Annotated in this window: 19 protein-coding genes; 10 read left to right on the forward strand and 9 right to left on the reverse strand. The window is 61.4% G+C overall.

Annotation, left to right across the window (positions count from 1 at the left end; genetic code table 11):
• Positions 1-97 precede the first annotated feature (97 nt).
• The 3 genes from AB4Y86_RS00070 to AB4Y86_RS00080 all read left to right on the forward strand — a co-directional run bounded on the left by AB4Y86_RS00070 (position 98) and on the right by AB4Y86_RS00080 (position 5,525).
• Positions 98-1,042 carry an ARPP-1 family domain-containing protein gene (locus AB4Y86_RS00070; RefSeq protein ID WP_441399324.1) on the forward strand — a complete coding sequence of 315 codons (945 nt, stop codon included), beginning with the start codon at positions 98-100 and terminating at the stop codon, positions 1,040-1,042.
• An 86-nt stretch (positions 1,043-1,128) separates the two neighbouring features.
• Positions 1,129-3,672: an ADP-ribosylglycohydrolase family protein gene (locus tag AB4Y86_RS00075; protein WP_441399325.1), complete on the forward strand. Its 2,544-nt coding sequence runs from the start codon at positions 1,129-1,131 to the stop codon at positions 3,670-3,672.
• A gap of 236 nt (positions 3,673-3,908) precedes the next feature.
• On the forward strand, positions 3,909-5,525 hold the full coding sequence (locus AB4Y86_RS00080; protein ID WP_441399326.1) for a hypothetical protein: 1,617 nt from the start codon (positions 3,909-3,911) through the stop codon (positions 5,523-5,525).
• Between the two features lie 34 nt (positions 5,526-5,559).
• Here the strand turns inward: AB4Y86_RS00080 and AB4Y86_RS00085 are convergent, their stop codons facing one another.
• The gene (locus AB4Y86_RS00085) at positions 5,560-6,192 is read right to left on the reverse strand and encodes a hypothetical protein (RefSeq protein ID WP_441399327.1); all 633 of its coding nucleotides are present in this window, start codon (positions 6,190-6,192) and stop codon (positions 5,560-5,562) included.
• Positions 6,193-6,361: 169 nt separating this feature from the next.
• Here AB4Y86_RS00085 and AB4Y86_RS00090 point away from each other — a divergent pair, with 169 nt between their 5' ends.
• Entirely contained in the window at positions 6,362-7,300 is a 939-nt protein-coding gene (locus AB4Y86_RS00090; protein WP_441399328.1) for an endonuclease NucS domain-containing protein, read from the forward strand.
• A 298-nt stretch (positions 7,301-7,598) separates the two neighbouring features.
• Here the strand turns inward: AB4Y86_RS00090 and AB4Y86_RS00095 are convergent, their stop codons facing one another.
• The 4 genes from AB4Y86_RS00095 to AB4Y86_RS00110 all read right to left on the reverse strand — a co-directional run bounded on the left by AB4Y86_RS00095 (position 7,599) and on the right by AB4Y86_RS00110 (position 11,734).
• Entirely contained in the window at positions 7,599-8,177 is a 579-nt protein-coding gene (locus AB4Y86_RS00095) for a recombinase family protein (RefSeq protein WP_441399329.1), read from the reverse strand.
• Between the two features lie 290 nt (positions 8,178-8,467).
• On the reverse strand, positions 8,468-9,301 hold the full coding sequence (locus tag AB4Y86_RS00100) for a DUF3883 domain-containing protein (RefSeq protein ID WP_441399330.1): 834 nt from the start codon (positions 9,299-9,301) through the stop codon (positions 8,468-8,470).
• A gap of 498 nt (positions 9,302-9,799) precedes the next feature.
• Positions 9,800-10,324, reverse strand: a complete 525-nt coding sequence (locus tag AB4Y86_RS00105) for a hypothetical protein (protein WP_441399331.1) — start codon at positions 10,322-10,324, stop codon at positions 9,800-9,802.
• A 219-nt stretch (positions 10,325-10,543) separates the two neighbouring features.
• Entirely contained in the window at positions 10,544-11,734 is a 1,191-nt protein-coding gene (locus AB4Y86_RS00110; RefSeq protein WP_441399332.1) for a DGQHR domain-containing protein, read from the reverse strand.
• Positions 11,735-12,070: 336 nt separating this feature from the next.
• Here AB4Y86_RS00110 and AB4Y86_RS00115 point away from each other — a divergent pair, with 336 nt between their 5' ends.
• Positions 12,071-12,685 carry a hypothetical protein gene (locus AB4Y86_RS00115; protein ID WP_441399333.1) on the forward strand — a complete coding sequence of 205 codons (615 nt, stop codon included), beginning with the start codon at positions 12,071-12,073 and terminating at the stop codon, positions 12,683-12,685.
• Positions 12,686-13,392: 707 nt separating this feature from the next.
• Here AB4Y86_RS00115 and AB4Y86_RS00120 read toward each other — a convergent pair.
• From AB4Y86_RS00120 to AB4Y86_RS00130, 3 genes are all read right to left on the reverse strand, one after another.
• The gene (locus tag AB4Y86_RS00120) at positions 13,393-13,599 is read right to left on the reverse strand and encodes a ParB family protein (RefSeq protein WP_441399334.1); all 207 of its coding nucleotides are present in this window, start codon (positions 13,597-13,599) and stop codon (positions 13,393-13,395) included.
• Positions 13,600-13,757: 158 nt separating this feature from the next.
• Entirely contained in the window at positions 13,758-14,672 is a 915-nt protein-coding gene (locus AB4Y86_RS00125) for a ParA family protein (RefSeq protein WP_441399335.1), read from the reverse strand.
• Positions 14,673-14,905: 233 nt separating this feature from the next.
• On the reverse strand, positions 14,906-16,687 hold the full coding sequence (locus AB4Y86_RS00130; RefSeq protein ID WP_441399336.1) for a hypothetical protein: 1,782 nt from the start codon (positions 16,685-16,687) through the stop codon (positions 14,906-14,908).
• 697 nt (positions 16,688-17,384) lie between these two features.
• On the opposite strand from AB4Y86_RS00130, the gene AB4Y86_RS00135 reads away from it, so the two are divergent.
• From AB4Y86_RS00135 to AB4Y86_RS00150, 4 genes are all read left to right on the forward strand, one after another.
• On the forward strand, positions 17,385-17,861 hold the full coding sequence (locus tag AB4Y86_RS00135) for a hypothetical protein (protein ID WP_441399337.1): 477 nt from the start codon (positions 17,385-17,387) through the stop codon (positions 17,859-17,861).
• Complete coding sequence (locus AB4Y86_RS00140) at positions 17,858-18,859, forward strand: hypothetical protein (RefSeq protein WP_441399338.1); 1,002 nt, start codon at positions 17,858-17,860, stop codon at positions 18,857-18,859. Before AB4Y86_RS00135 ends, AB4Y86_RS00140 begins: the two co-directional genes overlap by 4 nt.
• Entirely contained in the window at positions 18,856-19,482 is a 627-nt protein-coding gene (locus tag AB4Y86_RS00145; protein WP_441399339.1) for a phosphatase PAP2 family protein, read from the forward strand. Before AB4Y86_RS00140 ends, AB4Y86_RS00145 begins: the two co-directional genes overlap by 4 nt.
• Positions 19,483-19,631: 149 nt before the next feature.
• Positions 19,632-20,087 carry a hypothetical protein gene (locus AB4Y86_RS00150; protein ID WP_441399340.1) on the forward strand — a complete coding sequence of 152 codons (456 nt, stop codon included), beginning with the start codon at positions 19,632-19,634 and terminating at the stop codon, positions 20,085-20,087.
• Positions 20,088-20,355: 268 nt separating this feature from the next.
• Here the strand turns inward: AB4Y86_RS00150 and AB4Y86_RS00155 are convergent, their stop codons facing one another.
• Complete coding sequence (locus AB4Y86_RS00155) at positions 20,356-20,622, reverse strand: helix-turn-helix domain-containing protein (protein ID WP_441399341.1); 267 nt, start codon at positions 20,620-20,622, stop codon at positions 20,356-20,358.
• Between the two features lie 389 nt (positions 20,623-21,011).
• Between AB4Y86_RS00155 and AB4Y86_RS00160 the strand changes: the two genes are divergently transcribed.
• Positions 21,012-21,864, forward strand: an 853-nt coding sequence (locus AB4Y86_RS00160; protein ID WP_441399342.1) for a CHAP domain-containing protein, incomplete at its 3' end; no start/stop codon positions are given.

The following is a 21,864-nucleotide window of genomic DNA, read 5'->3' on the forward strand; positions in this document are numbered from 1 at the left end:
TGCTGAATCCAGATTTAGAGCAAAAATGCTCTAAACATTCCGGTTCCGGGTGATTGCAAATTTTGCAAAGAGTCACGGGACCTCTAAGGAGCCCCAGATGACCGTCCCCCAGCTGCACGTCGGTGCCGGCACCACGCTCGGCCCGCTCACACTCTTCCCTGTCTGGACCGACGCTCCGGGCGAGCTTGGAATCAGCACCGGAACCCGCACCACCATCGAGGTCAGCGAACTGGCCTCCGGCCCGCAGGTCGGAAAACTGACCGTTACCAACCGCGGTCCCCGTCCGGCGCTCCTGCTTGAAGGTGAACTCCTGGAAGGCGGCCACCAGCACCGGGTCAGCGCACGGGACGTGATCCTGGGGGCAGGGGAAAGCCGGGACATCGAAACCTACTGCGTGGAGCAGGGACGCTGGGGCGGGGACACAGGCCACGGCCGGTCCGCCCGCCGCGCCCCAATGAACGTGCGCGCCGAACTCCACCGGGCCGAACCCGGCACCGGACAGGGAAACAACCGGCAGGGCCGGATCTGGGAAAGGGTTTCACGCTTCCAGGGCATGAACGCCTCCTCCGCCACGGGCTCCCTGGTCGATCACCTGAACGCCAGCGCGGCCCGCCCGGTCCTGACCACCGACGCGCTGCCCTCCCCCATCGAGGGTCAGCGCGGAATCATCGCAGGCCTGGGAGGCCAGGCGCTGATGCTGGAAGTCTTCGGCACCCACACTCTCTTCCTCCGGCACTACCGCCAGCTCGTGGAGGCAGCAGTCATGGACATCCAGCTCCTGGGCCGCTCTCTGCCGCATACGGCCACCCCGGGGCAGGCCGCCAGGGACCTGGCCGCGCGGGTCATGTCCGCAACGCTTCCCCCATTCGGGCAGGACAGAGTCACCGTCCGCAACCATGGCACCCTGAGCAGCCAGCCCCTTCTATTCCAGACCCCGGACCAGGCGCTCAGCGGCGTCAGTATTGTCTTGCCCAAGCGCGGACCCGTCATCGCACACCTGAGTGCATGGAACACCCGCCACCCGGTCATGGCCGGGGCCTGAACCCCGCCCCCTGGACCCCGTCTTCCGGGCAGCCCTCCCGGGCGCTTCACCAACCATCTTGCTGGTACCAACACTTTGGAGACATCATGAAACTCTCTTCCCTGCAGAATGACCGGGCCGCCGGGGTACTGGTCGGAACCGCCGCCGGGGATGCCCTCGGCGCCGGCTACGAATTCGACGGCCCCCTTCCCGCGGAGGCTCCGGTAAGCATGAAAGGCGGCGGCCCGTTCGGATTCGCCCCCGGCGAATGGACCGATGACACATCCATGGCCACCGCCCTGGCCCAGGTGATGCTGGACGCCGTCGACGAGGACCGCAGCCCCGTCGATGACGGCGCGATGTCCGCCCTTGTACAGGCCTGGCAGGCCTGGGCTGCCACTGCCAAGGATGTCGGCGCCCAGACCGGTACCGTCCTGAACCGGATCCCGCAGGTCCTGGTGAACCGGCCTGAACTGGGGGCGGCCGGGGCCGCGTATGCGGCCGCCGAAGAGATCCACCGTTCCTGGGGACGGTCGGCCGGTAACGGCTCCCTGATGCGCACCGCCCCGGTCGCCCTGGCGTTCCTGGCCGCCAGCGGCCAGGAACTTGCCGACGCCGCAGCCCGGGTCAGCGCGTTGACCCATGCCGACCCGGACGCCACGGAAGCCTGCGCCCTGTGGTGCGCCGCGATCCGGCACGCGGTCCTCACCGGCGAACTCGACGTCCGGGCCGGCCTCGACTACCTCCCCAACGTCCGACACGGGCTGTGGCTGGGACGGATCGAGGAGGCCGAAAAGTCCGTCCCGAAGGACTTTGTGAACAATGGCTGGGTCATTCAGGCTTTCCAGGGCGCCTGGTCGGCCATCACGTCCACCATGGCGGCGGCAACGACCGCGGGGACGGTCGACGGTCCGGCGCATTTGCGTCTGGCCCTGGAAGCCGCAGTCCGTGGCGGAAACGATACGGACACCGTCGCAGCGATCGCCGGCGGGCTGCTGGGCGCAGCCTACGGATACTCCGCCGTACCGTGGGAATGGCGCCGGAGCCTGCATGGATGGCCGGGACTGCGGGCAGCGGACCTGATGGGTCTGGGCTTGCAGCTGGGCAAGGACCGCGGACGCACCGAGGGAAAATGGCCGAATGTTCCCTCCATGGATTATTCGGGCTGGTCCCGCACTGACGTTTTGGCCGTCCACCCCTTCGACGATGGGGTGCTTTTGGGCGGTGCGGACTCCGTGGCCACCGCCGATGTGGATGCCATCGTGTCCCTCTGCCGCCTCGGCACCAAGGACCGTGGACCGAAAATCCAGGCCCGGGACCACCTGACGTTCTGGCTCGTCGATGAACCCTCCATGGGCCACAACGCGAACCTGGACTTCACCCTCCACGGCGCCGCGGCAGCGGTCGCGGCTCTCCGCGCCGAAGGCAAAAGAGTGCTCCTTCACTGCGTCCGCGCCGAATCCCGGACCCCGACCGTCGCCGCCCTCTACGGTGCCCTGATCACCGGGGCTCCCGCCCTGGAGGTTCTGACCGCCGTTCAGAAGCGCCTCCCCAACGCATCCCCCAACCCGCGTTTCATGACCACCCTGCGCAACGCAGCCACCACACGGCCGGATGAACTGCCTTCCGAGGCTGAGGCGCCCTCCCCCGTGACGGGAGTCGAGCCCTCGACCACACAGCAGCGCAACGCGGACATGGTCGACCGTTACTCCGCGGGCGAGACACTCGATGCCATCGGTAAGAGCTACGGCCTCACCCGCGAACGCGTCCGCCAGATCATCAAGAAGGTTGGCGGCGCCAGCGCGGAGGAATCCCGGGCGAAGCGCCTTCTGGCGCGGGAAGAAAACACCGCGGCCCAGCACGCGGCATTCATGGCCGGGTACGGTCACATGGCGAAGGCGATCGCCAAACGCGGGGCGACCCGGGCGGACACCATCACCAAGCTCCTTGCCCTCTACCCCCAACTTGACCCGGATCTGGCCGAGGATGCACTCAAGAATTCCCCCATAGTCTTCGACCATGTCCAGGGGGATCAGATATTCTCCGACGCCGCCCTCGAAGCCGGCGTCTGGTACCTCCTTGGCTCGGACCTCAGCCTGGACCCGGACCCTGAGTGGGCGGCGGTGAATCTGGACCTTGACCTGATCACGGAACTGCGCGGGGTACTGAAGGCCGCTTCAGCTACGGACGAGGATGTCGCCACCATTCTCGGGATCATCGGCGCGGGTCAGAAGACCCTGTATGAAACCCCGGGCCAGAGCATCACCGGGAAACGCTATGAAGAACTCCGGGAGGAACTGGTGACGGCTTTCGGGCTGGTCTCCAAGCAGGGGGCCTCCCCCTGGCCGCCCACCCGCCAGACCGTCATGAGACGGTTCGGGGGCTGGAACGAGGCCCTTACGGCGATGGGAATTGGAACGGCGGGCATCGGCCGTCCTAAAGGACTGCTGAAATACACCGAGGCCGACTACGAGGCTGCCGTCCGCGACTACTGCCGATGGGCCAAATCCTCGGAAAGCGGCGCCACGTTCGCGGGATACGACGCGTGGGTCAAGGCCGAAAAGGCCGAAGGGCGTCTCCGACCCGCGGGCGCGTCCGTACGGAACATCTACGGGACCTGGTTGGATGCCGTGCGCTCCGTCGAACGTTGATTGCCGCTCCGGCGGAAACGACTGTCAGCGTTTAGCCGCAGCAGAACCATGAGAATGGCACGCCCTACGGTCCGGCGGTTTCCTTTTGCCCCGGACCGCGTGGGAGGTAAGGCCGACCAGGGCGCGGTTGCGGGGACGGAGCTCGGCCCGGGCCGAAAACCGTACAGCGGGGCGGCCCGGGGCCGCGGAAGGACGGTGTTAGTTTGAGGGGTCTTTTCGGTTCAAGGAAGCAGAGGGTGGCCATGCCGGTGCATTTGAAGGAACTCGCTCTGAGTGTTGCCCAGTGTCCCGAGCTGGGCCGCGTCAACGACCTCCAGCCCAACGGTCGGCCTCATCCCTGTCATGACGTCGTCCATGCCCAGGACAGTCATGGGGGCCCCTTCCAGGTCCCGGAGGCATGGGCCGGAAATCTTGAACAGGCAAAGGTTGTCTTTCTTTCCTCCAATCCTGCCATCAGCGCGGGGCAGCCGGACGCCAAACTGGCCAGCAAACGCATCGCCGAGAAGTACCCCACGGTCGATTGGGACGAGGATACAACCGCTGATTTCATGACCCGGCGCTTCTCGTCCGAAAAAGGGTGGGTCATTGACCGCAGGCATTTAAAGGAAGACTGCAGCCGCGGAAGCCAGGAACCATATTGGGGCTGGATCATGAGACAGACGCAGGCGCTGCTCGGCCCGGAATCCATCTGGCATGAAGATGCCGTGATGACCGAGGTCGTGCACTGCAAATCAAACAAGGAGCAAGGGGTCCGGGAAGCGGCCCTCCACTGCTCCACGCTGCACATGGGGCGGATCCTCAGTGCCACATCAGCCGGGCTCGTAGTGGTGGTCGGCGATAAGGCACGCAAGGCATTCCAACAGGCCTACCCGGAGCTGCTGACGCAATATACCCGTTTCGGTACCGACGAACCTGACGGACGGCCGGACCCGGCCCAGAACATTTTCCCCATGGATATCGGCGGCCAGCCACGGCTCGTGTGTTTTCTCTGGCACTACCAGGCCGGCAGTCTCTCCAAAAAGATAACCAACCTCCCGGATCTTTACCCCCAGGATTTCGACAGGCTCCAGGCGGCCGCCGGCGCCCAACCCTGCGACCCGGAGCCTGTCGTGTATAAATACGAAGGAGGCCGCCGAACGGCGGCCGACGACGACCCGGGGGACCCCATGAGCGACACCGCTGCACGCGACTTTGACCAAGACCTGAAGGGGCTTCTGGCCGGAATTGACTCGCGGCTGCCGAAACCGTTCCCGGAATGGCCAGGCGGGTACCCGGACCAGGTCGAAGCGGCACTCATCGACGCCGTCCTGTCCATCCGGGCCCGCTACGGCAAAGCCGACACCGGCGTACGTGCCGCGGTGAGCCGCTACAAGGACGCCGTAGGCGATCAGACCCCGAATTCCCTGTCACGCCTCGCCGAATTCGACGCGGTAAAGCTTGCCGAAGTCCTGCACAACCACCAGATGACGGGCGCCGAAACAAAAGCTTCCGCGATCGTGCACGCCGCTCGCACCCTCTCCGACATCGGCGTCGAAGCAGCCGCCAACATCGATCCCAAGGATCCCGGCCACAAAGCTGCCTATGTGAACGTGCCTGGACTCGGTCCAGTGACCTGGTACTACTTCACGATGCTGATCGGCGCCCAGGACGTAAAGCCTGACGAATGGCTCAAGGGATTCGTAGAGCTCGTCCTCGAAACTCCCATGCTGCGCGACACCGAATACGTGCGCCGGCTGGTGAACGCCGCAGCTGCGAAGCTCGGCGTCGATCCGCGCGTCCTGGACCACGCCATCTGGCTGTACATGCGCAGTCGCGAGGCAGAGGGCGGCCTCCCCCAACTCACGGACCAGTAGCAGTGTTACCAGAGCCAGTTCGGCGGGAGCGGACCTAGCTGTTCCACCACGGCGGGTCGTCATCCCGCCGTTGGTCCGCGGCGGCAGCGGTGACATTCTTCGCAAGGTCGGCCCACGGCGTCGGGCCACCGGAGAGTTCACGTACTTTGGCGATGCCCAGGCTCTTCAGCCCGGTCGCAGCTAAAACGCTGCGGGGTACGACGTGGAACTCCCACTGGGACACGTTCAGCTGGTCGTACTTGGCGTGCTCGGTCTCAGTGTGTGCGCAGAAGACATAGACCATCGCGTTGAAACGTCTTCCTAGCGGATCCATCCCGTCTCCCGGTGCCCGCGGGTGATACCGCGTTCCCTGTAATCCGGAAAACGACAAGGAGCTGGGCTTCTTCTGTTCCCAGGACTGCAGATAGGCCGATGATTTGATTTCAACGGTGATGTCACCAAAGAGTAAATCGTAGGAGTCCCACTCGATGCGTTTCAGAGGTGTGATGCCGAGTGCTTTGCCAACGAGGAACTCGGCAAGATATCCGCGCGCGTTGTTCATTCGCAGGTCCCCGAGGGCGAACTGCCAAAAGTCCCGGACAGTCGTTCCCGCCATTCCGGTGAACTTCTCATCGCCGGAAAGGCTTACGGCATCGGGCGGGACCAGCCACTGAATCTCGTCTGTCATGCACGGAGCCTACAGTTTGAACCAGCCCAGCGGGAGAGGAATTATCTGTCCAAGCCGGCTGGCTGCCGCCGGCGCCCGCTGTGGCGGGGACACCACAGCACCGCCTCACCGGGTCAGCACACATTTCCTGTCAGAATCAGGGTTATTGGTCCGTCGACGTGGGAGCAGCATGACTGATTACTGGATGGTCCGCCAGGGTACCGGAGGCGTCTACGCCAAGGAAATGATCGAGGCTGGCTATCTCGGCGTCGATTTCGTCGGTGATTACGATATCCGGCCGTATCTGGGGAAGGGGTCCAAGGAGTTCCATAGCATCATGAACGACGTCTGGCTCACCCTGTACCCGGACAAAACAAAGATCTCCGCTGGACTCTCCATGGGGAACCTGTGGGCGGCCTGCGAAGGGATGAAGGAAGGTGACGTAGTCCTGGCCCGGAAACCGGACCAGTCCTACGCATACGGCACCGTGGCCGGCGGCTACGAATACTTTCCCGGAACCTCCCTGCCGCACCGCCGCCGGGTAGACTGGCGCGGCACCTTCACCAAAGAGGCGATGACGCCTGAACTGGCCTCATCGGCCGGGTCACTGATGACGGTCTTTTCGTTGTCGGCATACGCTGCTGAACTGGCCCGACTCACCCAGCTGTCGGATCCGGTCGAACCCCTGGTCACCGCGCTGGCTGCCGAGGTCGAAGATCAATTGGCCTTCCAGATGGAAAAGCAGCTCGAAGACTTCCTAGTGCACAACTGGCGCAGCACTGAACTCGGACGCGACTACGACATCTACGAAGAAGACGGTGAAGTCAAAGGCCAGCAGTACCCTTCCGACACCGGGCCCATGGACATCCTTGCCATCAGCAAAGACCGCAAACGCCTCCTCGTCGTCGAACTCAAACGCGAACGCGCCAGCGACTCGGTGGTGGGTCAGATCCAGCGCTACATGGGATACGTCCAGGAAGAGTTGTTGGAACCCGGACAATCAGTCGAAGGCGTCATCATCGCCCGGGAAGATGACCTTCGCATCCGCCGCGCCCTGAGCATCGCCCAAAACATCCGCTTCATGAAATACCGGGTTGAGTTCCACCTCGAATCACCGAACCCGAACTGAACCAGACGAAAGGAATCCGTCTCGTGATTTCCTTCCACCCGTCACTCCCCCGTCTGGCGGCTGGATTCCCGACCGCGCGGGAGTGGAGCCGGACAGCCAGACGTTAAGTCATTGCCGTTTGGATATTCGAACCGGCGCCGAAAACGCATACCTCGGCGCCTCGTACGCCATCGCTCACAGATCCCCGCGGACCGGGGCTATGGGGTCCCGCGTTATGACTGTCCCGGGTGTTGTCCCAAAAGCTTGGCCTTGAACGACAGTCACAGAGGTGAATTCCGGAACGGGCAAGTCGTTCATCTCAGGATTCCATGCTCAGGTAGCGGTACACCGTGGCCCGGCTGGCCCCGATGATTTTTCCGATGTCAGCCGGTTTGAGCCCTCTTGTCTTCAGTTCATGCGCCCGTTTTACCTTCTCGTGGTCAGCCGTGACCTCCCGTCGTCCTGCCTTCCGTCCATTGGCAGCTGCGGCAGCCATGCCGGCCCTGGTGCGCTCGGAAAGCTGGTCTCGTTCAAGCTGGGCGAAAGCGGAAATGATGGTGACCATGGCCTGAGCCATCGCTCCCCCGATCTCACTGTCCGGGTCAGTGGCAATGCCATCCCGAAGCGAGCGGAACTTGATCCCTCGCGACTTGAAGTCATCCAACAGCTCCAGCAGGTGGCGGGTGTTGCGCCCCAGCCGGTCCAGCTTCCACACCACGACCTCGTCACCCCGACTGAGACGGTCCAGCATCCGGTCCAGCTCCGGACGCTTTGCCCGCGTCCCGCTGATCCCCTGGTCCTTGTAGATCCGCTCGCACCCCGCAGTCTCCAGCTCACGGGTCTGCAGATCAGTGCTTTGATCCGTCAAGCTGACTCGTGCGTACCCAAGACGCGCCATACACTCCCCTAGTCTTATCAAAGGACAAAAATATGTGGTGTTGAGAATATCAGGATGAGACACATTGCTAGGACAGAGCGTGACCTGAATGATCATGAACCGACATGAATGACCGACCGGAGCGCCGACGGCTCATCAAAGGAACCTTTGATAGGACGTAAGACTCTGTCTCCCCGGCGCTCATATCCACCTCATGGACGGGCGCCGTGCCACTAATTGCTGTTCACCCTCTTAGTGGCGCCTTGGGGGCGGCGGTAGTCCGTCGGACGCCGGCGGGTGCTCTGCCGTCGTCATGTGGCGTCGCCGGGAAGCGTCCAATCAAAGTCACGAGCACGCAGTTGCCGGTCTTCCGGATTGAAGGGAAGAATCCTGAAGTCTCCCGCCTCAGGGTCCACTTCGCCGTCAACTAGCCGCATCCCGGACCACATGCCCATCATGCAGAGTCCCGGATACTGGCGGGCGTGATCGACCTCGTTGCGCGTGACTATGACCGAGTCCCCTCTGCTCTGGGTGCCTTTCGCTTCAAGGTAGATCCGTTCAGCACCCCTGACCGCTTCAGCGTCGTAGGGACGATTTTGCCGGGTGTCTGTAACGGTCCAGCCACGGTCTCGGTAGTAGCCCATCAAACGGTCCTGGGCAGCGTTCTCAATCGCCCTGCGGACGACGGCATCCATCTGGAGCCCTTGGCCTACAGCACCTGGTAGATCCCACGCCTCAGGTAGGTCCGCGTCTACGGCGCCGGCCATCTCAGGGTCCGGACCATACAAAATTGAGTTCCTGCTGCCGGGCGCGTATTCGACCTGCGTTCCGATCAGGGCTTCGTAAATGGAGTGTCCGGCTGGCAGGACGCGGCCTCTGAGAGCCTTCTTTGGCGCCCGTGTGTTACCGGCCAGGATCACGTGATTCGGGTTCTTGAGTTCCGCGATCAGCACGACCCGGCCTTGGTAGTTGAGTGCTGCCCAACGCTCATGGGCGATGCGGCCGGCGTCCAGGTACCAGTCTCCGCGATTGTTAGCCCAGAGCTGCTTCGGTGTTGCCCCAGGGTCATAGCCGTACCAATCACGTTCAAGCGGATCATCGCTCTCTGCAGTCTTTCGGTCGCTGAGCCTGATGTTGATAACCATGAATCGAGTATCGCCGATCAATGTCAGCGAACCGTTCACGACGGCGGTGGTACTTGATGCCGCCCGCTCACCTGACCAGGCAGAAGCCTCCGATCTACCGGTCGTTATTGGGCACGGTGGATGAACAAGGTCATTGCGAAGTCATCGCCGTCCCGACGGACGGCACGAACCCATCCAGCCTTAGTCCAAAAGCGGTCCTCTACGGAAAAGGCAATCATGTCCTGCCCCTGATACTGGCTGATTAAGAGCGCCACAGCGTCCCGACCCACGCCTTTGCATCGTCGGCCGTCACGAACCACCAGGTGTTGAACGGCAACGTATGCACCTGACCGCAGACCTTCATAGGGCACTTCCAGGCGGCATCTAGGAAGGATTCTTGCACGGGCTACTTCTTCGTCACCTTCAAAGAAACTGAATTCGTCTTTGTCATGACGCCCTACGTCTTTCCACTCAGCCCAGCCAGGTGCACTCTGGTCAAACCACGTGACTTTCCTTAGGTCAAGCATTGGTTTGTTCATGGGGACCACGTTGGCGGTTCACGACTTCCCTAACCATCACTTGGAGGCGGGCGTCCCGATCCAATTTGGCCTGGTCGCGCCGCAAGATCCGGTTCACAACCTTGCGCCCTTCGCCTCGGATGAGAGTTGTTTCTCCGACTTCTACCCAGGATGCGTGCTGTGCCTTGCCGTGGTGTTTACCTTCACAAGCGCAGGTGCAGTCGTCCCCTTCTGCTTTTTGGCAACGTAGGTCGCACTTTTCGGTGGGGCTGTAGTGCATTTCAACCTCTACGGAACCGTCACGAATAGCAATGGACTCTGCAACCTCGGTCAAATGCTTCCTGGCGATGACCCAGTACCCCTCTCGACCGGGTCGACCGTCTGACGCACTAACCCATGTCGGCCTTATTGCTGCGCCAGCAGCATCTTTGAACATGCTTTTGTTTGTAGGTTCATTACCACGAGGTCCCCGTAGTCCATGAACCTGGATGCGTCCCGTCAGGGGGCGGATGATTTTTGATGTCATGCGGAGAGCCTATCCAGTCGGACGCGGCCAGCAGGCGTTACTACACAGCTGGCTAGCAAAACACACCTGGCTCATCGGAACTGCTGCCCAGCCAGGGGTTGAGCCGCTGAGGCGGTCCGGATTTACGGGGAGATAGAATGATGGTGCAGTAAGTCCGGACTTGCTTTGGATTTACTGAGGGCGGCACCGCAAAGGTGCCGCCCTCAGTTCTTTAGGTACCTAGTGCCCGGCTGCTTCTCCGGGCTGCTGATCGAGGTAGACCAGGTTGTAAAGGGTCTCGTAGAGCTCCTTCTGCCCTGCGAATCCAGCCTGTCCCCTCATCCACGGGTTGTGGTCGCCCTTCTCCCAGTCGACGGCTCCGAGCTTGGAGGTCATGTCGGCAAGGCTATCGAAGAACAGGTCGACGTTGGAGCCAGCCTTGTCCAAGCTAGTGCTTATGATGTCCTTGCCCAGCTTGGCAAGCGATGCCACACCGACGAGGTCCTTGAGACGGTAGTGGACCTTCTCCTCGACCTGGTTGCCCTCTTCGTCAAGCACATAGCGCGGCTTTTCGACCCATGCGTCGTGGCAGGCCTTGGATACCATCTCCCAGTATTTCTTTGCGGTGTCCTCCGGATTGAGGCGGACGGATACCAGCCGCTTGATGAGGAGTTCGGGAAACATCTGACTGGTCGAACGGCGCAGGCCTTCATAAGTCACCGAACGCTCAGGGTCCCGGGCCCCGGTCATGTTGATCTTTTCCTTCCAGACCGAATCACCGTCCTGGGCCGCGGCGAAGGCAATCTCGCGGACAACCTGCGCATGGTCCTTCGGTCCGGCTTTCATCATGTGCTGGTTCGTCGTTTCGATTAGCGCCTTAGGGAGCTTCCGCTGATTCGAATTGATGTCGTCGAAGAGGTGGGCCTCTTCTGCATACCCCAGGCCGTAGTAGATCATCACCGGCACGTCGGCCTCGAAGTTGTCGAAGTGGGTCCATGCATAGTGCAGACCACCCAGGCGGTGCTGCCCGTCCACGATTGAGAAGGCCGACTTTGTGAACGCCGCCTTGATGCCGGCAATGTCACCAGCGTTGAAAAGCGCGTTGAACTTTTCAATGTCTTCGGGTTTGTAGACGCGGGCGGAGGCGATGATCGGCGGGATCAAGAAACGCTTGTCGTCCTCGTTGTAGTACTTGCCGATGCTCGAGAAGCGGGCCTCCATGGGCTCGCGCTGGTAGCCGTGCTGCTGGGGGGAAGAAGAAAGCGGATCCTTCGTCTCGTACGTCGAGATGAAGGCGAGTTCCTTCAGCAGATCCGGGGTCAGGGTGGCGACGGCCTGACGCCCCGGAACCGTGATGGCCTGGATCTTCATGCGGGACGGACGTACGGAAGCCTCCGTAGGGGCTTCAATCTGCGTAGTAGTAGTAGTCATTTTTGGCTCCTTGCCAGGGGTATGTGCCAGAAACCCTTTGTTGTTTGCAGTAAGTCCGGGTGCTGGCGTGTTGTCGGAACCACATATGTTGCGATCCGAAAATAGATACTACCTATAGGTAGCACAATCGTCAACACTGACTTACAACCACTACTGGCATGCCTAAGGGCGAGTAAAAAAAGTTTTGTAGTGGTGCCGATTTCTGTTTCCTGTGAGGTTGCTGCGGGGCCGTCGGCCACTAGGCCAAGATGCCGGGTAGGCACCACGATGAACCCGGTACTACGCGCCTGCCCGTGATACCTGAACGAAGAGGCCGACTTGTGGCATCGTCGGAGCATGAATCAACCGGACGAAACAGCCCCAATCCTCACCACACAGGACTGGGAGACCCTTCAAAAATCCCACGCCGACTACCAATCAAGCACCTCTACGGCGTACGACGAAGTGCTCAACGAAGTCGCTGAACGAATTCTCGACACAGGCAGCATTGGCAAGGCCGATATCGGGGCCCTGCTGTTCTGGAAGCGTCTGCGTGCTAACACACCATGGGTCAGCGACCTTATGACCCTGCGAGATCAGCAAGTTCGAGCCGTGACGAAGGAGGCGGTGTCGGCGGTAACTAACAAGTCGCTCCTCATACCTCAAGCGGCATCTGCCGGCCGGCGGGCGCTCTCAGATCTGCCTGGCTTCAAGACCGGAGATGCGCTTGCGTCGGCTCTCCTACTGGCAGCAGCTCCCGAACGCATGGCGGTGTACGACCGCCGCGCCCGGGCCGGATTGAAGATATTGAATCTCCCACTCTCCGCCGCGCCCGGCAGGTACGGACGCTACATGAAGCTGGTAGAAGATCTACAGTCCACAGCAGCTGTGCACGGACACACATGGACTGCGAGAGACGTTGACGTCGCGCTCTATTGGCTGGGCAATCCGAAACGAAACCCCCGAACCTAGACCGAGGAGCACGGGCGCCGGACAGGGCAGTTTTAATCTTCTCCGGCGGCCGGGCCGGCCCACAACACGCGGATACTTTTTGGAGCATGTCAATAAGAGTCGTCAGGCCTACCTGCCGTCCGCCCCACGTGCAACGGTGCTCGACACGCATCAGATGTCCCCGTCCAGCTAGGCTATTCTGGAGACCAACAGTAGGGGAATTCCCATGCGGCTGATGACAACGGCATTCAGGATTTGCTTCCCACCCAACGGCGTCAAAGCTGTCGCCAGGGACGTCTTGCGGACACTTGATGGCGCGATGGCCAGCTCTGTGGTGAGCGACGTTGTCGGGGTCCCAGTGGAAGCGCCCGTCTACGTTGAATGCCGAATCCAACATTCCACCGAAGCTAGCGTGGACGACTGCACGTTCCACAGCCGCTCCGAGAATACGCCGCAGTGGCTGCGTGTCCAGCGCTTCACCACAACGTGGAACCGACGCTCCGAAGGGGCAAAAGAATAATCTCAAGAGGGCCGTCAGAAGAGGGACCCTAGGTTGACCTGATCACCGGAGGTATCTCCTACCGAGGGCATTGACATGCCACTCACGCTTCCGGGGGCGACGCTACTCAGATCTCCCGGGCCGATTGGACGCCCAGGTACTGCACCGGCTGCGAAGACTCAACCCAGCCGAACCCCAACAGCCTCCAACAAGGACTCAGCGGTGTGGGTCAGCTGTCCTTGAGTCGCCGGCCGCCGGGAAGATTTTCACCCCAGGACGGGTACATCTCGCCCGCATTGTGTTCGGCTTCGCGGCGGGCGGTCTCGGCTTCGATGGCTTTCGCCACGAAGTGGCTCCAGGTGTTGTCCCCTTCGGCGTAGCTGGTCGCCCGGTACGCGGCCCGCGCCCGGTTCCGCAGCGCAGCAGGGATACTCACCGTCATATTCGCTGTTTCGGTTTCTTTGGGTTCCGCCTTCCTGGGTGTCTCCGGCCGGTGTCCTGGGAGCATCCGTGCCAGCGGCGCCTCGGCGGCCGGTGCTGCAGTGCGTCGCGGGGGCAACCCGAGGGCCGGGCGGCTGGGTGTGGGTTCGGCGCTCACGCGTTGACCTCCTGGGATTCCGCGACGGCGATCCGACGGGTCACTTCCATGGCGACAGCGTGGAGGTCTTCGGCTACGCTTGAAGCCGACTTTGGCCCGGCATTGCCGGCTTTCGCTTCACCACGCAGGACCTCCCACCATTTCGGTCCCTTGCTAAGCTCCCGCTCGAGCTCGTGCGCCAACAATCCGCGCTCACGACACGCCTGGGCCGTGGCCTCCGCGTGGCGAATGCTCATCGGGAACAACACTTCGTCCGTGCCAAAATCAGCTGTGAGGTGATCCCGAGTGACCTTGTGAACCTGCTTCGAATTCGTACCGGTACCGACTAGGACAACGCCCAGCAGATCCAGCGAGGGGTTAAGGCCGACGACGCTGTCCATGCGTGCCGCGACGGCGGCGACACCCTTCCGGCTGGACATATCTGTCTTCAGCGGTACTAGTGCGTAGCGGGCGGCAGCGACGGCGGCAGCCTGCAAGGGCTCATTTCCAGGCGGGCAGTCCAGCAGGACAAGGTCGTACTCCCCCGCCACACTGGCAAGCAGTTTAGCCAGGGCCAGCTGCGCAGCGTCACGATCCTTCTGAGCTTTGGCTCCAAGGAATGCCGCAGCATCGTCTAGATGAGGACCACCGGCAATGACATCAAGATTGGTTCGGACACCGGTCAGCAGGTCGGGTTCTCCCCCGAAACATAGCGAAGCCGCCAGACTTCTACCGCCATCCCCCTGGTCGGCATAACCTAGGTCCTCGGCGAGGTTTCCTTGAGGGTCGAGATCCACGAGAAGCACACGTGATCCGCCCTCAGCGAGGAGCCCACCTACGTTGGCCACCAAGCTGGTCTTAAAGACCCCACCTTTGCCGTTGATTACCGCGATAACGCGGCTTAGGGCGCCGCGGTCCAGATCGTGTTTCATCAAATCCCCTTCCAAAGTGATCCAAGCGTATCCAGCGCAACTTGCTTTACTTGTGAAGCCGGGTTCCGTGTCTTCGCTTTTTTCACTTGTGAACCCAGTGAAGCAAGTGAATACCTGTTGACTTTACCTACTGGTTTCCGTGTTTTTGCTTTTTTCACTTGTGAACCCAGTGAAGCAAGTGAATACCTGTTGACTTTACCTACTGGTTTCCGACATCTGCCTGCCCCGAAGCGTTATGCAACCCTCCACAGCGCCCCGACCAGGTCCAGTTCGTTTTCAGAAGGAGGGATCCAGTAGAGGTCCGATTCGGGGTCTTCCAGTTCGTGTTCTGCAAGTTCAGATACTAGGTTCCTGTCCAGCCAGGCGTGCCAGGCTGCGCGCTGCATGCGATGGCGGCGAATCTGCTCTGCTGCGTCGTCAAGTGCCCCGAGCCGGCGTGCCAGCGCGGTCAGGCTGGTCCCGGCGGTAATGGTCCATTGACCGTGCCGGCGTTCGACCATGTTGTAGCTACCCATGGCGGCTAGTGCCGTTTCTACAGCCGTACGGCTGAGCCCTGTGGACCGGACGATTGCTGCTGTGGTGGGGGAGAGGCGTCCGCGTTCAATCGATTCGTAGACGAGAGCAGCGACGTCGCCCAGAGCACGGAATACAGGGCGGATGCCATGGATCTTTCCGCTGCGCCAGGAGAGTTCCCGTGCAAGTTGTTCAAAGTGCTGGGGGAGCTGGATCACGTAGGCGTCGGCGTTACGGCCGCGGGCATCGGCAACTTTGGTCAAGATGCCGTCTGAGGCCTGTTCGAGCATCGGGAGCAGCCTTGAGATAGTGCCATGGTGTTTGCCCAGAGCGGCGGCGAACGTACGGCAGCCTACGTCCAGCAGATCGGTTTCCATGGTTCGCATGTAGCCGAGTACAGCCCGGAACAGCAGGCGCAGGCTCAGACCCTCGCGACCACGTTCTTTCAGTCTGTGGTCCAGGACTGCGTAGAGGACATTTTCAAGATCGTTCACGAGCTGGTGTGCAGCAGCTTTGCTGCTGGTTCTGATGGCCCCCCCTGTGGGTTCTGGAAGGCTTGTGTCGTTAATACGGGTAGTCCTTCTACCCGTTGGCGGGGTTCCCCGTTTTTCGATCCAGCGGCAGGCCTCGGCCCACTCGGCGTCGATGAGACGCTCCTGCCGGTCGGTGGTGGTGTAGAGGGCTGCGAGGCCGGGGAACTGGCCGCTCAGCTCGAGGCGGACCTGTTCCAAGGTCCAGCCGCAGGCGGCGAAGTGGTTCAGGACCGCCATGCGGGCCTCTGACGGGCTGGCGTACTTGGCCGTGTCGTACAGGCCTGTGCGGGCCAGTACACGCAAGGGGGACTGGCTCCCGGCGAAGGGAAGAGGGCGAATACCGTGAGCCGTCGTGGTGGCGATCATTTTGGCGGTACGGTCTTTGAGCTCACGGGCGCGTCTTATTTCCGGCGCCAGTGCCAGCCGGAGCGCGGCGACGGCGCTGGCGGGATTTCGGCGGCGCAGGATGTCGTAGGCAACGGCCAGGGGAGTTGTCAGGATCTGGTGGCCGCCGGATTTATGCGCGGATCCAGGAACACGGATACAGCCGTCGGTGATGTTCTGGTGCGGGCTGGGATCGAGACTCGGAGCCATGAGGGTCATGGCTTCGACGAGTTCCCGGGCTTCAGGGCCGCTCATACGTTCTGCGAGCGGGATGTAGAGGTGGCGTCCGCCACTGGGGGAGTGGTCCGCGACGTAGCGGATACCGCAGCGTTCCAGGAGGGTACCGATGCGTTGCGCGTCGGCATCGACGACGCCCTGCAGCGCTTTGGAGGTGTCCAGGTCAAGGCAGAGAGTAGCCACAGAGCCGTCTGCCCCGTGGATAAGGACTGCCGCCGGCCGTGTCGGCAACGCAGCAGTGATCCGGGGCGGATTCTGCGGCCGCGGGTACTGGAACCGGCCGCCGATCCAGCGTCCCAGGCGGTAAGTGGGTGCGCCGGCGATCAAGGTGGCGAGTGCCCATGCCATGTCGGGTGTGACTTGACGCGCTGCTCGCGGTGCGTCAGTTGTTGACGGCACAGCCGCTACAGGTACCATAGACAACAGCTAGTCCCTTCGGGGTATAGCAAATGGAGCGCCCCTTACGGGGAGCTTGTTAAGTTCAGATCGTCGTCCGGCAAGATTTCGGATCTGAACGGCATACTTTTTGAAGGCCCGCGAAAGCGGGCCTTCAGTCGTTTAACTGGCCTTAGCGATAGGCAGGGCCTCCTGGCCAGTGATGCGGTTTAAGTCGATGGTGTTGAGGTGAGCATGCACGAGCCTAGCGATAAGGTCACTACGGCTTTCTTTGGTTGCATTCACGACGGCCGCAAGTTTCTCGGCGTCCGAGATGGGCAAACGCGCCGTGATTACGTGACGCTCACCCTTGCTTAGCTGTGGCATTTTCCCTCCCAGGACCGAAGTTACTTTCTATACACAACATGAATCAGATTCTCTTAAGTGGGAAGGTGCGCGGCGTGTCGTCGTGGGTTGCCCCTAAAAATGCGGAGCGTAGCTCTAGCTTCCGCCCCTGGTCCAAGGCTCCGGGCCTTCGGGGCGTCCTCCTGTGCCAGCAGGTGTTTTCGGAAGCTTGGTAGGGTGGCTCCTTGCCACGGCGCTTTTGGCGCTGATCTCAATAGTACACATTACTGAAATTTTTTCAGTGGATAGCCGGAGCCTCAGGGATATGGAACAGTCCACGCTGACCGCAGACGTCATCGAGACCTTAAATCTTCCGAAGTACCCGAAATTGGACGACCTCGTGAACGCAGTTGAGACCAAGTACGGCAAACGCTTGGTGTTCGAGGAAGGCACGGTGGACACCTTGGGGGAAGGTGTTACCGGCCAATGGATCGACACTTCTACCCATGGCATCGTCCGCTACCTGCGGGGACCCCAAGTTTGGATCATGCACGTCGTGCTGCATGAACTTAGCCACATCCTCTTAGGGCACAAGGGGAAGCCTCTCGATGGACTGATCGCCGGGTCTTTCTTTTCCGGCATCGGCAAGCGGAACGGTGTCAGCTGGATGTGCCGTGCAGTCGATGTCCCCTTGGACGAGGCGGAGGCTGCAGCCGAAAATTTGGCCTTTGGCCTGGCACGGGTTCTGCATGCCACACCCGTGAAGGAAAAAACAAAGGCCGAACGAGTGTTTGGTCTATGATCACTGCCGCGTTCTGGATCCTTGCAACAGTATTCGCCGTTCGCCTATTTTTTGTCGCTCGTTCTGGCTCCTCAACCGCATTTATTGGTGCGATCGGAATCGGTGTGCTCGGCCTCTTTTTCTCAAGCGTCGTCATACCCGAAGTAACCATTGATGCTGCCCTCGGCGGCGTCAACTTCCTTCACCTTGTTCGCAACTTGTGTGTCACAAGCGCCGTCTGGCTGGTACGCGAAGGAATTTTCGCTGCCTACTCTCCCAATGAAAGCTACCGCTCACGTTTCAGCCACCGGCCCCTAGCCGCAGCCATCGCCGCCATAGCAATCACCGTCCCGTTCTTGTCCCAGCGGTTCGTTCCGACCACCCTGAGCTACGTGCCCGAAAATGTCGGGCAGCTGCCGGTCTTCATCTACGCCAGCGCCTACATGGGCATTTTGGCGTTGTTGGCCGTTTCCGTCCTCCGAATTTGCCTCCAACCTCAAGAAAGCCTGCCTGTCCGCGTGAGTTCCCGAGTTGTCGCGTCCGGCATGGCTCTGGTCGCTCTCGCCTCGGTCGAAGAGATCGCCTACATGTCCATGATGCACATCCATGTGGGCAGTTCATCTCTCCATCAGGTCTTGTTCGTCCTGTTCAGTCCGCTGTTCTACGGCGGGGTTCTGCTCACTTCTCTCGGGTTGGGCATCCCGCCGATCGTCAAGGCCTCGCGCCGGCTCCAGCTTTGGGACCGGACTGCATTGGTCTTTCTCACGGCCACGCTGGGAAGATCATATTGGGGTCTCTCCCGAGCATCTTGGCTCGCAGCCATTGCGAGAAGCTTCTACGCGAGGGGTCCCTCAGCGCGGCTGTACGAATACGTTATTCGCTCCAGCGACCACAAGGTCGTTCTCTCCGGACGATCCACACCCCTGCTTGCCGGCCGTGTCCTGAACGCGGTCCAAGCCCGATTTGATGGCGGCGTCGGTTCCCTGGAATCAGTGCTGCCGGTAAAGGCACCACAGTGACAGCCGCAACCACGACCGCAACCACCGCAGAGAGGTCCTCCACCGCCGTTGGACGTGTGGCCCGGTCCGCAACAGAGATCGCGCAGCCCCCCCTGGTGTTGTCCCTCCTGCTGATTCTGGCTTCCCTGCTGAGTGACCAGTGGATGATGTCCATCCGGTCGGGCATTATCGCTGCCCTCTTCATATGCCTGGTGCCCTTTGCTGCCGTACTGCTTCTGGCCAAGAGGGGGAAGCTGACTGACCATCATGTGGGAGACAAAAAACAACGACGCCCGGTAATGCTCTGGACCTTGGGATCGTCGCTGTTTGGCTGCGCAATCCTCGCCGTCATCGGCGCGCCTCAGCCCGTCTGGGGGCTCATCGGCGGAATCCTTTGCGGGATTGTGGCCCTCATTGTGATCAGCCCGATCTGGAAGATATCGGGCCATGCAATGACGTTGGGCGGGGCGACCGTGTCAGCGGTAATGATGTTCGGCTGGCTGGGTCTTCCGTTCGTGGTGGCGGCCCCGCTTGTCTGCTGGTCAAGGGTCTATCTTCGGGATCACTCAGCTCCCCAGGTCGTTGCCGGGTTCATAGCCGGCGTAGTCGCATTCGGAGCCTCATATACTCTCATTGTCGGCTGATTTCTCATGTGGCACTCCACAAGCCGCCGGGGCCGGGCAACGGGTCTCAACGATGACGGAATTAGAAGGAGGGCTGTGACTTCGCTACCGCTGGCTGAGCGCTTCCCTCAGGATGTGGCCGCCCTGGCTGGCCGGGAGCAGGATCACGCGTGAATTCGAAGAACAACCCCATAGATCCTCGCAGCGATAAAGAGGTTCTTGCGTCGAAAATCCAGCTTCTGCTGGACATCGTTCACGCCAAAGACGCCGATAGTTTCACTTACGAAGACGTTCGACAGGGTCTCGCGGAACAGGGGATCACACTCACAAGAACGCGTTGGCATCGGCTGCTGGCCGGCTCTCCCGACAACCGATGGGATCCGGAGCTGCTGAAGGCGTTGGCGTACTTTTTTGACGTTGACGAGAACTACCTGCTTCAGCGCAGCGGTCCCATCCCGGAGCGGGTCGAAGCTGAACTCCGCCTCATAGAGGCATACCGCATTGCCGAAGTAGAGCACTTCGCAGCGCGGGTTCTGGGAGAAGTCAACATCGATGCCCTGCGTGCGGTGACCGAAGCTCTCCGAAACCTTCCGCCCAGACCCGAGAGAAAAAATCCGCCCAACTGAAAAATTTTCACTACTGAACTTTTTTCAGTAGACTCTGGAGCATGACATGCTCCAGGTGCCCACTACGGCCTGACCATGCACATTGAGTGGCATCAAAGGTGTAGCCCCTACAACAGGTTTGGGGGGTCGTAGGGGCTACACCCCCGCAGCGAGTGCGCCACTGCGGACTCACTCCACAGTTCCCGAATGCTCACCGCCCGGCACTCCCGACTTTGATCCAAAACATCACAGCGGGGGCTACGTTCTCGAACGCTGCGATGTTCAGCGTTTACTCTCCCGAGAGATACCTCATGTAGATCAGGCCCTGCTCCCGCAGCCGCCCCAGGTCGATCGAGTACTGCACGCGCTGCCCGTTGCGGACAGCAGCTTCGCCCGCGGCGGAGACGAGCCCTTCGGCCTCGAGCGTCTTGATATGCGTGTAGACCTGCCGGTAGTCCACGCCGATGCGCTTTGCGATGCCTCCCGTGGTATCGCCGCCAGGATGCTGGGCGAGGTCCCTGATTACGGCAGCCCGCAGCGTATTGGCATTGAACACATTCAAAGCCTTTCCAGCCTCTTGAGGCTGTCCGGGGTGTGGCTTGTAGATGCGGGGCATTCGTCAATTCTCACCCACCGCCGCGCCCTCAAGAAGTATCAACATTTTTTTGGTGATGCTAGCATCACTTTAAAGATGATGCTTGCTCCCGCAGGTGTCCTTCAGAACAGTCCAGAGGGGGAACAGTCGTGAAGCCGAAAGGATTGCTGATTGGCGCTACAGCTATCGTGCCGGCGATCCTCCTGGGTTTGGTCTTGCCGATTGTTCTGCTTCTCGGGGACTCAAAACCGGCCTCGGCCGGTTGTGGCCCTGCGCCTTCCGGCTCTATCAGCGCCGACACCAAGGTCCACGGGTACTCAGCTGAGCAGCTGAGGAACGCGGCAGCGATCATGAATGCAGGGAGGGCCCTGAACCTTTCGGTCAAGGGTCAGATGGTCAGTGTCATGGTGGCCCTGGGGGAGTCAGGGTTGCGGGTGCTGGACGCCGGCGACGGCGCCGGCCCGGACTCGCGGGGGTTATTCCAGCAGCGCGACAACGGCGCGTGGGGCTCCTATGCAGACCGCATGGACCCCACCCGGAGCGCGACAAACTTCATCAAGGCCCTGCAGGACGTGCCCGGCTGGGAACTGCTGGAACCGACCCTCGCCGGTAACAAGGTCCAGCGCAATGCTGACCCGTACCACTACCAGAGGTACTGGCCCGAGGCCGTGAAAATCGTCCAGGCTCTCTCCACCTCTAAGTTCTCCCTGCAGGGAAGCGAGTGCGGGATCCCCGGACAGTCAAGCGCCGGAAACGACTACCCGTGGAAGAACTCACCGACGTGGATGCAGGCCGGTGCCACCGCCACCAGCACCTCACCGCTGGGCATGTACTACCGGGAGTGCGTGGACTTCGCCCTGTGGCGGGTCAACCAGCAGATGGGATCCACGAGTGCACCGTTCAAGTTCCTCAACGGCACCTTCCGCCCGGACGGGCAGCAGCTGGGTTCCGCGGTGACGTGGAAGGCCGGCTGGGACGCCAAGGGCTGGCCCACCGGCCGCGCCCCCAAAGTCGGCGCCGTGGTCTGGTACGCGCCAGGGGCCGGGGGAGCGGACCCCAACTTCGGCCACGTCGGCGTCGTGAAGGAAGTCAAGGATAACGGCACCTACGTCGAAGAGGGCTACAACGGCAACCCGGCCCCGGATGACCACAACTACTACACCCGGACCGTGAGCAACACGGTTCCCTCAGCCTTCCTATACC

The sequence above is a fragment of the Arthrobacter sp. 2YAF22_2 genome, assembly GCF_052114645.1.
Lineage (GTDB): Bacteria > Actinomycetota > Actinomycetes > Actinomycetales > Micrococcaceae > Arthrobacter.